Here is an 11,787-nt window from a genome sequence, read left to right on the forward strand (position 1 = left end):
CGGCGCCCGGTCGACTGTGAACGCAGACGGCTTATTCAGTCTCTGAATGGGGCGTCACATGGTGACTCAGTCAGCTGACGGCTTTGGCTGCTCGTATCGTGCATTAAAAGCCTTGATGAAGCCGTTACGCAGAATCTGCAGGAAGGCCTGGAAGGCGCTGATGTCCTGTTTATGCACGCTGCCACTGAGTTCGACCCGGGTAGCGAACTGGTTTTTCGGTTGATTCTTGAGCACGGTTTCAGTGGTGCCCACCAATGCCTCCCAGACCGAACGGAAGATGCCTTTCTTTTCGTTGGCTACATCCTGCTGCCAGTTGAACACATCGACATCACGCAGCAGGGGCTTGATGTAGCCCTTGAGCTGGCCCTTGTTGGCCTGGGCTTCGATGACCACGTCGCCGTGGCCGGCATTGAAGTCGAACTTGCCGTAGGCCGCGGCGAAGTCGTTCATGCGCTTGAGTTCGATGTCCTTGACCCGCAGGCGGAACTCGAACTCCTCGAAATTGCTCAGGGGGTCGAAGGTGGCGGTGGTTTCCAGCGGGGCGTGCCCCAGCAGCAGGGCCTTGCCCTCGAAACGTGCGTCGCGTCGGCCTTTGACGTCCACCACGTTGGTCAGGTTGAAGACGCTGGCATCGACCTGGGTGGCCTGCATGTCGACCGGCGGCTTGGAAGTGAAGTTGTGAAAGGTAATCCGCCCGTTATCGATGCGTACTTCGTCCAGGGTGATGGGCAGCAGTTTGCCCAGCTGTGCCCGCCAGTCGGTGCCACGACCGGTCTGGGAGGCTTGCTTGTTGCCGCCGTCGACGAAATTCAGTTCGGGTTTGACGAACAGCACCTTGGCCACCACGGCGTGGTCGTACCACAGTGAATGCCAACTGACGGACAGGTCGATCAGCGGTGCCTTGACGAACGGTACCGGAACCTTGCCCTGGACCTTGACGATCTGCAGCCCGTTGATCCGGTAGGCGCCGCGCCACAAGGCCAGGTCGACGTCGCTGATCTGCCCGCGGTAGTCACCCATCTCGGCCAGCTTGTCGTTCAGGTAGTCGCGCACCAGGTAGGGCAGGGCGACGTGCAGGGCCACCAGCAGCAACGTTATGCCGGCCAGCGACCAGAGGGGCCAACGGTATCGACGTTTCATGGCGTCTCGCTCAGGTTGTATAAAACGATGGACTGCGCGGGCGCGCAGACGTTCGTCTCGACTGGACGCCCAAGGGTGCGAGGCATACCCTTGAAGGCTTCTTCAATGCTGTACAAGGACCCAGCCATGAGCCGCATTTTTGCTGACAACGCCCATTCCATCGGCAATACGCCGCTGGTGCAGATCAACCGTATCGCGCCGCGTGGTGTCACCATCCTGGCCAAGATCGAAGGGCGAAACCCGGGTTATTCGGTCAAGTGCCGGATCGGCGCGAACATGATCTGGGACGCTGAAAGCACCGGCAAACTCAAGCCGGGCATGACCATCGTCGAGCCGACCTCGGGCAATACCGGCATCGGCCTGGCGTTCGTCGCGGCCGCGCGTGGCTACAAGCTGATGCTGACCATGCCCGCCTCGATGAGCATCGAGCGACGCAAGGTGCTCAAGGCCCTGGGGGCCGAACTGGTCTTGACCGAACCGGCCAAGGGCATGAAGGGCGCGATCGAGAAGGCCGCAGAAATCCTCGCCAGCGATCCGACCCAATACTTCATGCCGCAGCAGTTCGATAACCCGGCCAACCCGGCGATCCACGAAAAGACCACCGGTCCGGAAATCTGGAACGACACTGATGGCGCAGTGGATGTGCTGGTCGCCGGCGTTGGCACCGGTGGCACCATTACTGGCATCTCGCGTTACATCAAGCACACCCAGGGCAAGCCGATTCTTTCGGTGGCGGTGGAACCTGTGGTCTCGCCAGTGATCACTCAATTGATGGCCGGTGAAGAAATCAAGCCGAGCCCGCACAAGATCCAGGGAATCGGGGCTGGTTTTGTGCCGAAGAATCTTGATCTGTCGATCGTCGATCGGGTCGAGTTGGTCAGTGACGAGGAGTCCAAGGCCATGGCCCTGCGCTTGATGCAGGAGGAGGGGATCCTGTGCGGTATTTCCTGTGGCGCGGCGATGGCAGTGGCCGTGCGCCTGGCCGAGACCCCGGAAATGCAGGGCAAGACGATTGTGGTGATCCTGCCTGACTCCGGTGAGCGTTATCTGTCGAGCATGCTGTTCAGTGATCTGTTCACCGAGCAGGAGAATCAGCAGTAAGGCATGCGGGTAGGGGCGAGTGCCGCAAGCGGGCGCCGCAAGCAGGCACCCGCTCCCACAGTCGAGGAGTAATGGGTGCAGGTGATCGGGTTTGATCCCGGTCAGTCAGGGTTCAGCAAGCTTGTGTTACTAGGTTTGTTGCGCAAACCTCAATACTGAATGTTAGGAAGTGCGGTTTTTTGCAAGGTCGGCAATGAGTATCATGGCCGCCTGCCACGTCGGGTAAATGGCGCTGCGCAGTGACGTTACTTTTCAAGGAGTTGTTGCATGAGTTTTTCTTTCGCCGCCAAGGCTTCGCTGTTGTTGCTGTTTATCGGCAGCACCCTCTATGTGCACTTGCGCGGCAAGGCGCGATTGCCGGTTTTGCGGCAGTTCGTCAACCATTCGGCCTTGTTCGCCCCCTACAACGCCTTGATGTACCTGTTTTCCGCGGTGCCTTCCAAGCCGTACCTGGACCGCAGCAAGTTTGCCGAACTGGATGTGCTCAGGGACAACTGGCAAGTGATTCGCGACGAGGCCATGCATCTGTTCGACGAGGGCTACATCCGCGCCGCCGAGCACAATAACGATGCCGGGTTCGGTTCGTTCTTCAAGAAAGGCTGGAAGCGTTTTTACCTCAAGTGGTACGACAAGGCGCTGCCTTCGGCCGAGGCCCTGTGCCCCAGGACCGTCGCGCTGGTCAATAGCATTCCCAACGTCAAGGGCGCGATGTTCGCCCTGTTGCCCGGTGGCAGTCACCTCAACCCCCATCGCGATCCGTTTGCCGGCTCCCTGCGATATCACCTGGGCCTGTCCACGCCGAACTCCGATGACTGCCGGATTTTTGTCGATGGCCAGCCCTACGCCTGGCGCGATGGCGAAGACGTGATGTTCGATGAAACCTACGTGCACTGGGTCAAGAACGAAACCGAGCAGACCCGGGTCATTCTGTTCTGTGACATTGAGCGGCCGTTGAGCAACCGCTTGATGACCCGCCTCAACCGCTGGGTCAGTGGCCTGCTCGGCCGCGCCACCGCACCGCAGAACCTGGATGACGAGCGGGTAGGTGGGATCAACCAGGTGTATGCCTGGAGCAAGAACTCCAGCGACCGGTTCAGTGCAGTGTTCAAGCAATGGAAACGTCGCAACCCCAAGCTGTACCGCATCCTGCGCCCGGTGTTGGCGGTGCTGGTGTTGACGCTGCTCGGTTACTGGCTGTTCGGTTGATCAGCAACCTGCAACACCGATATCCGGTCCACCTGCAGCAGGTTGTTGCAATCCATGTCGAGCGCTGGTTATAGTCAGCGCTCGCCGGGTTTGAAGCCCGGCGCTTTCCTCTCCTGAAAAAAGATCCGCCCATGCCTGCATCCCACATCAACGCGGTAGTCGATTCAGCAGTCAACGCTGACGTCGTGCCGTGCGGGAATCTGCAGCCTGCGCAGATCAGTCACTACCCCCCTCCTGTCTGTCGCACGCCAGTGTGCGCGGTGGTCTCGCCGCCAGGTGTCGGTTGCTCGGGCTGATCAGCATTCGCTGCTGCGCCCTGCGTCGTACCTGAACACAAAAAACTGAATTTCAGCCTTGGCTGAATTGGCTTATTGCCTGATGACAGGTGGTCCAGATGTTGCTCATTTCAAAAAATACCGCACTCGCGGCGGCTTCCACGAGCCTGTTCGTCCTGCTTTGGAGTAGCGGGGCGATTTTCTCCAAGTGGGGGCTGGCCCATGCCTCGCCCTTTGCCTTTCTGCTGATCCGCTTTGCCATTGCCTTGTGCGGGCTGGTGCTGTTGGTGCCGCTGCTCAAGCTCAAGTTGCCCCGGCGGGGCAAAGCGACCTGGTATGCCGCGGCCACTGGGCTGGTGCTGTTGGGGGCCTATCAGATCTTTTATCTGCTGGCCCTGGACTTGAAGGTCACTCCGGGGGTGATGGCGACAATCATGGGAGTGCAGCCGATCCTTACCGTGGTCCTGATGGAGCGCCAGCGTAGTGGGCGCCGGATGTTTGGGCTGGCGCTGGGCCTGGCGGGGCTGATCATGGTGGTGTACCAGGGGATTGGCCTGGCCGGGATGTCACTGGCCGGGATGTTTTTTGGCCTGCTGGCGCTGGTGAGCATGACGCTCGGCTCCATCATGCAAAAGCACATCACCCAGGACCCGCTCGGCACGCTGCCGGTGCAATACCTGGCGGGGCTGTTGTTGTGCGCGGTGTTTGTGCCGTTCCAGCCGTTCCACTTCGAACACAGCAGCGGGTTCATCGTGCCGGTGCTGTGGATGGGGCTGGTGGTGTCGCTGCTGGCGACCCTGTTGCTGTACCGCCTGATTGCCCGGGGCAACCTGGTCAATGTCACCAGCCTGTTTTACCTGGTGCCGGCGGTGACGGCGGTGATGGATTACCTGATTTTTGGTAATCGACTGGCGATGCTCAGCCTGCTGGGCATGGCGTTGATCATCGTGGGCCTGGTGTTTGTGTTCCGCCAGTCGAGGTGATGCTTCAGTAGTCAGTGGCTGGTGCGGCGATTCAAGGACGAATCGCCCGCCTGGCCGGGCGCAGCACCATCCACAACGCCGCCGTGATCAACAGGCCGCCATACACGTGCGCCATTGACAGCGGCTCGTCGAGAAACAGCGCGCCCCAGAGCACGCCGAACGGCGGGATCATGAAGGTCACGGTCATCGACTTGACCGGTCCGATGGACGTCAGCAGGCGGAAGTACAGGATGTAGGCGAAGGCGGTGCAACCCAGGCCCAGGCCCAGCAACGACAACCACACGCTCCAGCCACCCCAGCTCTCGGGCGGCTGGCTGATCACGCTGTAGCCGAACAACGGCAGCAGGAACAGGCTGGCCCCGAGCATGCTGCCCAAGGCCGAGAGGCGGCTGTCGAGGCCGCCTTGCTGGTCGAGCCAGCGCCGTGCGAGAAAACCGGCAAAGCCATAGCAGGTGGTCGCCACCAGGCAGGCGAGCGCGCCCATCAGCAGTTCCAGGTCAAAGGCCACGGGGCCGGCGCGAGTCAGGATGGCCACGCCAAACAAGCCCAGGGCCACCCCGGCCATTTTCGACAGGCTCAGGCGTTCGCTGAAAAACAGGCCGCCGATCAGCACCCCCATCAACGGCGTGGTGGCGTTGAAAATCGCCGAGTAGCCGGCGGGCAGCACTTGCGCGGCCACCGAATACATGGTTGCCGGGATGCCCGAGTTGATCACCCCCAACAGTAATACGGTCTTGAACTTACCGCGAAAATCCCAGTGAGTGCGCATCAGCGCCAGGATCAGCAACAATCCGGTGGCGGCAATCGACACCCGGAAAAAGGCCGTGGGGACAGTGCCGATCACCGGGGCGATGATGCGCATGAACAGAAAGCTCGCACCCCAAATGGCAGCCAGGGCCAACAAACGCAGAATATCGACGGGGTTCACAGCGCGTTCCTTGATTAATCAGCGCGCCAGTGTCGCTGCCTGCCGGGGGCAAGGCAATGGTTGCGTTGCCTGACAATTGGCCTCTAAGCTCAGGCTCCTACGATAAGCACCATCTCGCAGAGGTCTTCACATGCCGCAGCCATGGCCCGCCGCCGATATTGCCCAGATGATCCTCGACGGCTTTGACGATTACCGCGAGCATTTTCGCCAGATCACCGATGGCGCCCGTACACGTTTCGAGCAGGCGGCATGGCAGGAGGCGCAGGTCGCCTCGGCGGCGCGGATCAACCTCTACGAAGAAAAGGTCAACGAAGTGGTGGGGCGCCTGCACGCAGCCTTTGCCGCCGAGACCTTGCTGGAGGTCAGTTGCTGGCCACTGGTCAAGAGCGCCTACATCAGCCTGATCGATCTGCGATTCGACGATGAACTGTCGGAGACCTGGTACAACTCGACCTTCTGCGGGCTGTTCAGCCACGACCTGATCAGCGACGGCAGCATGTTTATCCACACCACCCGCCCGAGCCTGCGCCGCGCCCGGGCGGCGCAAACCCGCACCTACAAGCCCCAGGGGCAGTTGTCGGGGATGCTGGCGAGTATCTTCAGCGACTACCGCTTCAGCGAAGACTACGCCGACCTCGCCGGTGACCTGCGCCGGCTCGAAGCACAACTGCGCGATAACCTGCCCGACTGGGTGTGCAAGGACCCCAACCTTGCGGTCGAGCTGTTTTCCTCGGTGCTGTACCGCAACAAGGGTGCCTACCTGGTGGGGCGCATCTACACCGCCGATGAACAATGGCCGCTGGTAATCCCGTTGCTGCACCGCGAGGGCCGGGGGATCCAGATCGATGCCTTGATCACCGACGAAGCCGACGTGTCGATCATCTTCTCCTTCACCCGCTCCTACTTTATGGTCGACGTGCCGGTGCCGGCGGAGTTCATCGGCTTTCTCAAGCGCATCCTGCCGGGCAAGCACATCGCCGAGCTGTACACCTCGATCGGCTTCTACAAACACGGCAAGTCGGAGTTCTACCGGGCGCTGATCAACCACCTGGCCAACACCGATGACCAGTTCATCATGGCGCCAGGGGTGCGCGGGATGGTGATGAGCGTGTTCACCCTGCCGGGCTTCAACACGGTGTTCAAGATCATCAAGGACCGTTTCTCACCGTCGAAAAACGTCGACCGGGCCACGGTGATCGAGAAGTACCGGCTGGTGAAAAGTGTCGACCGGGTCGGGCGCATGGCCGATACCCAGGAGTTCGCCGACTTCCGTTTTCCGTTGAGCAAGTTTGATCCGGCGTGCCTGGAAGAGTTGCTCGAGGTCGCGGCCTCGACCGTGGCCGTGGAAGGCGACACGGTGCTGATCCGCCACTGCTGGACCGAGCGGCGCATGACGCCACTGAACCTGTACCTGGAAAACGCCAATCCCGCCCAGGTGCGCGAAGCGCTGGAAGACTACGGGCTGGCGATCAAGCAACTGGCGGCAGCGAATATCTTCCCCGGGGACATGCTGCTGAAGAACTTCGGCGTCACCCGCCACGGCCGCGTGGTGTTCTATGACTACGACGAAATCTGCTACCTGACCGAAGCCAACTTCCGCCATATCCCGCAGCCGCGCACCCCGGAAGACGAAATGGCCTCCGAGCCCTGGTACTCCATCGGCCCGCTGGACGTGTTCCCCGAAGAGTTCCCGCCGTTCCTGTTCGCCGATGGGGGGCAGCGCAAGCTGTTCGACCAATTGCACGGCGAACTGTACAACGCCGACTATTGGAAAAGCCTGCAAGAGGCGATTCGCGCGGGCAAGGTGATCGACGTATTCCCGTATCGGCGCAAGGGCCTGGATAACGAGTAGCGCCTACTGACGCCTTCGCGGGCGGCGCTCCGCTTGCCCGCGACAAGGCCACACACGGTGGGGTCATGCACCGCACCATTATTTATCCCGCCAAATCTGCGACAATCGCCCCCCTGCGCCACTAGACGACCTTTGCGTACCTGATGACTGACGAATCGCCTTCCATCGACAAACTGCTGAACAACCTCGACCACGCCATGCTCGCCGACCGCCACCGGCTGCGGCGCCAGTTGCTCGAGCTGCGCAAGAAGCCCGACGAGGCCAAGCTGGCCCAGTGGGTGACGCGTTTGCAAGCGTCCTGCGACCAGGTGCTGGCGCGGCGTGCCAGCCTGCCGGTGATTCGTTACGACGACAGTTTGCCGATTGCCGCCAAGCGCGACGAAATCAAGGCCGCCCTGCAAAAGCACCAGGTGCTGATCATCGCCGGGGAAACCGGTTCGGGTAAAACCACCCAGTTGCCGAAGATCTGCCTGGAAATCGGCCGCGGCCAGCATGGCCTGATCGGGCACACCCAGCCACGGCGGATTGCCGCGCGCAGCGTCGCCAGCCGGGTCGCCGAAGAACTGGCTACGCCGCTGGGTGCACTGGTCGGCTATCAGGTGCGGTTCGAGGATCAGAGCGACTCCAACACCCTGATCAAGCTGATGACCGACGGCATCCTGCTGGCGGAAACCCAGAACGACCGCTACCTCGAGCGCTACGACACGATCATCGTCGACGAAGCCCACGAACGCAGCCTGAACATCGACTTCCTGCTCGGTTACCTGAAAACCCTGCTGCCGCGCCGTCCCGACCTGAAAGTCATCATCACTTCGGCGACCATCGACCTGGAGCGCTTCTCCAAGCACTTCGACGACGCGCCGATCGTCGAAGTATCGGGGCGTACCTTCCCGGTGGACACCTGGTACCGGCCGCTGACGCTTGAGCAGGACGAGGAGGGCAACCGGGTCGAAGACGACCTGACGGTGGACCAGGCGATCCTCGCCACCCTCGATGAAATCGCCGCCCATGAACGCAGCGAGCGCCGCAGCCCGGGTGATGTGCTGGTGTTCCTGCCGGGCGAGCGGGAAATTCGCGACGCCGCCGACATGCTGCGCAAGGCCCAGCTCAAACACACCGAAATCCTGCCGCTGTATGCCCGTCTGTCACCGGCCGAGCAGCAGCGGATCTTCCAGTCGCACCCGGGGCGGCGTGTGGTCCTGGCAACCAACGTCGCGGAAACCTCGCTGACGGTGCCGGGCATTCGCTACGTGATCGACAGCGGCACCGCGCGCATCAGCCGCTACAGCTACCGGGCCAAGGTCCAGCGCCTGCCGATCGAGGCCATTTCCCAGGCCAGCGCCAACCAGCGTAAAGGGCGCTGCGGGCGGGTCGAGCCGGGCATCTGTATTTGCCTGTACAGTGAAGAAGACTTTATCGGTCGGCCGGAATTTACCGACCCGGAAATCCTGCGTACCAACCTGGCGGCGGTGATCCTGCAGATGCTCCATCTGCGCCTGGGTGAGATCACCGATTTCCCGTTCATCGAACCGCCCGATGGCAAGGCCATCAGCGACGGCTTCAACCTGCTGCAGGAACTCTCGGCGGTGGACCGCAACAGTCAGCTGACGCCTCTGGGCCGGCAACTGGCGCGCCTGCCGGTCGACCCGCGCATGGGGCGCATGCTGCTGGAAGCGGCCAGGTTGGGCAGCCTCCAGGAAGTGTTGATCGTCGCCAGTGCCATGTCGATCCAGGACCCGCGCGAGCGGCCGCCGGAGCGTCAGCAGGCCGCCGACCAGGCCCACGCGCAATGGAAGGACGTCGACTCGGACTTCGCCGGGCTGGTCAATCTGTGGCGCGGCTTTGAAGAGCAGCGCCAGGCGCTGACCGCTAGCCCGTTGCGCAACTGGTGCCGCAAGAATTTCCTCAACTACCTGCGTCTGCGCGAGTGGCGTGACTCGCATCGCCAGTTGAGCCTGATCTGCCGCGACATGCAGTTGTCGCTGAACAAGGAGCCGGCGGATTATCCCAAGCTGCACAAGGCGGTGCTGTCCGGCTTGCTCAGCCAGATTGGCCAGAAAACCGAGGAGGGCGACTACCTCGGTGCCCGTCAGCGGCGGTTCTGGATTCACCCCTCATCGGGCCTGGGCAAGAAGCGCCCGCAATGGCTGATGGCCGCCGAACTGGTGGAGACCACCAAGCTCTACGCGCGCATGGTGGCCAAGATCGATGCCGACTGGATCGAACCGCTGGCCGGGCACCTGATCAAGAAAAACCACTTCGAACCCCATTGGGAGAAGAAGCGTGGGCAGGTGGTGGCATACGAGCAGATCACCTTGTTCGGGCTGATTATCGTCGGTCGCCGTCCGGTGCATTACGGGCCGATCGATCCGCTGGTGTCGCGTGAGCTATTCATCCGCGAAGCCCTGGTGCGTGGCGAGATCCAGTCCAAGGCCAAGTGCCTGACGGCTAACGCGCAGTTGCTCGAACAGCTCGATGAGCTGGAAGCCAAGGCGCGCCGGCGCGACATCCTGGCGGACGAAGAAACCTTATTCGCGTTCTATGACGCGCGCTTGCCGGCAGAGATTCACCAGACCGCGACCTTCGACAGTTGGTACAAGGTCAACAGCCAGAAAGACCCGCAGTTGCTGATCATGCGCGAGGAAGACGTGCTGGCGCGCGAGGCCAACGAAATCACCGCGGCGCATTACCCGGACACCCTGCGCCTGGGCGACCTGACCCTGGCGTTGAGTTATCACTTTGAACCCAACCATCCGCGTGATGGCGTGACCCTGCGCGTACCGGCCCCGCTGTTGCCGATGCTGCCACCGGAGCGCCTGGAGTGGCTGGTGCCAGGGGTGATCGAGGCCAAGTGCATCGCCCTGGTGCGCAACTTGCCGAAAGCCTTGCGCAAGAACTTCGTGCCGGTGCCGGATTTCGTCAAGGCGGCCCTGCAACGGATCACCTTCGGCGACGGCTCTCTGCCCCTGGCCCTGGGTCGGGAGTTGTTGCGCATGACCGGCGCGCGGGTCAGCGACGAGGCCTGGGCCGAAGCCGCGCAGCAGGTGGAAAGCCACTTGCGGATGAACCTGGAAATTGTCGACGGCCAAGGCAAGTTCCTCGGCGAAGGCCGTGACCTGGCCGAGCTGACGGCGCGGTTTGCCGAAGCCAGCCAGGCAGCATTGGCGGTGCCACAGACTGCGAAAAGCCAGCAGCCGGTGGAGGCCAAGGTTTTCGCCGCCGTGGCGCAGCAAACCCAGCAGAAGATCGCCGGGCTGTCGATGACGGTCTATCCGGCGTTGGTGGAGGAGGCGGGCACGGTCAAGGAGGGGCGTTTCTCGACCCCGGCCGAGGCCGAGTTCCAGCACCGCCGCGCCTTGCAGCGCCTGCTGATGCAGCAACTGGCGGAGCCGGCGAAGTTCCTGCGGGGCAAATTGCCGGGGCTCACCGAACTGGGCTTGATGTATCGCGAGTTGGGGCGGATCGACGCGCTGGTGGAAGACATCCTGCTGGCGAGCCTGGACAGCTGCATTCTCGACGGTGAGCCGAACCTGCCCCGCGACGGCGCCGGGCTGGCAGCGCTGGCCGAACGCAAGCGCGGCGGCTGGACCGAGCATGCCGAGCGCCTGGCGAAGCTGACGCTGGAGATTCTCAAGCTCTGGCACGGCCTGCAAAAACGCTTCAAGGGCAAGATCGACCTGGCGCAAGCGGTGGCCTTGAATGACATCAAGCAACAGTTGAGTCACCTGGTGTACCCAGGGTTTGTCCGCGAAACCCCGATGGTGTGGCTCAAGGAGCTGCCGCGCTACCTCAAGGCCGTCGAACAACGCTTCGAGAAACTCGGCGCCCAGGTGCAGAAGGATCGGGTCTGGAGCGGCGAATTGTCGGCGCTCTGGGCGCAATACCAGGCCCGCGCCAACAAACATGCCCAGGAAGGCAAGCGCGATCCGCAGTTGGAGTTGTATCGCTGGTGGCTGGAAGAATACCGGGTGTCGTTGTTTGCCCAGCAACTGGGGACCAAGGTACCGATTTCCGACAAGCGCCTGAACAAACAGTGGACCCAGGTCGAACCCTGAGATATCCCTGTGGGAGTGGGCCGGGCGGCATTTGACATGGTTGTTGAAGGTGTTGGCCTCATCGCGGCATAGGTATCTACACAACTTTGTAGCGGCCTGTGGCGAGGGAGCTTGCTCGTGTGGCGGCCTCTGGGCCTCTGGGGTGTTGGATTAGGCGGAGTACATATCCATTCTTGCGGTAACGGCCTCCTATGGTTCCGCCTGACGGCGGCTCACTTTTGAACAGCGCAAAAGTAAGCAAAACGCT

7 protein-coding genes are annotated in these 11,787 nt (G+C 61.9%); 5 read left to right on the forward strand and 2 right to left on the reverse strand.

Features of this window, described 5'->3' with window-relative positions; genetic code table 11:
- Nucleotides 1-66: 66 nt before the first annotated feature.
- Nucleotides 67-1,140, reverse strand: coding sequence for a DUF748 domain-containing protein (locus tag ACIOVD_RS23025; protein WP_095171682.1), 1,074 nt, complete (start codon nucleotides 1,138-1,140; stop codon nucleotides 67-69).
- 126 nt (nucleotides 1,141-1,266) lie between these two features.
- On the opposite strand from ACIOVD_RS23025, the gene cysK reads away from it, so the two are divergent.
- The 3 genes from cysK (at nucleotide 1,267) to ACIOVD_RS23040 (ending at nucleotide 4,705) form a co-directional block, all read left to right on the forward strand.
- Entirely contained in the window at nucleotides 1,267-2,241 is a 975-nt protein-coding gene (gene cysK, locus ACIOVD_RS23030; RefSeq protein WP_095171684.1) for a cysteine synthase A, read from the forward strand.
- Nucleotides 2,242-2,508: 267 nt separating this feature from the next.
- Nucleotides 2,509-3,447: an aspartyl/asparaginyl beta-hydroxylase domain-containing protein gene (locus ACIOVD_RS23035; RefSeq protein ID WP_401130394.1), complete on the forward strand. Its 939-nt coding sequence runs from the start codon at nucleotides 2,509-2,511 to the stop codon at nucleotides 3,445-3,447.
- 394 nt (nucleotides 3,448-3,841) lie between these two features.
- Nucleotides 3,842-4,705: a DMT family transporter gene (locus ACIOVD_RS23040; RefSeq protein WP_095171688.1), complete on the forward strand. Its 864-nt coding sequence runs from the start codon at nucleotides 3,842-3,844 to the stop codon at nucleotides 4,703-4,705.
- A gap of 31 nt (nucleotides 4,706-4,736) precedes the next feature.
- Here ACIOVD_RS23040 and ACIOVD_RS23045 read toward each other — a convergent pair whose 3' ends face one another.
- Nucleotides 4,737-5,633 carry a DMT family transporter gene (locus ACIOVD_RS23045; protein ID WP_095171690.1) on the reverse strand — a complete coding sequence of 299 codons (897 nt, stop codon included), beginning with the start codon at nucleotides 5,631-5,633 and terminating at the stop codon, nucleotides 4,737-4,739.
- 130 nt (nucleotides 5,634-5,763) lie between these two features.
- Here ACIOVD_RS23045 and aceK point away from each other — a divergent pair, with 130 nt between their 5' ends.
- The gene (gene aceK, locus ACIOVD_RS23050) at nucleotides 5,764-7,485 is read left to right on the forward strand and encodes a bifunctional isocitrate dehydrogenase kinase/phosphatase (RefSeq protein ID WP_320333873.1); all 1,722 of its coding nucleotides are present in this window, start codon (nucleotides 5,764-5,766) and stop codon (nucleotides 7,483-7,485) included.
- 143 nt (nucleotides 7,486-7,628) lie between these two features.
- Entirely contained in the window at nucleotides 7,629-11,540 is a 3,912-nt protein-coding gene (hrpA, locus tag ACIOVD_RS23055; RefSeq protein WP_401130397.1) for an ATP-dependent RNA helicase HrpA, read from the forward strand.
- Nucleotides 11,541-11,787 lie beyond the last annotated feature (247 nt).

It is taken from the genome of Pseudomonas sp. NPDC087626 (assembly GCF_044743405.1).
Taxonomy (GTDB): domain Bacteria; phylum Pseudomonadota; class Gammaproteobacteria; order Pseudomonadales; family Pseudomonadaceae; genus Aquipseudomonas.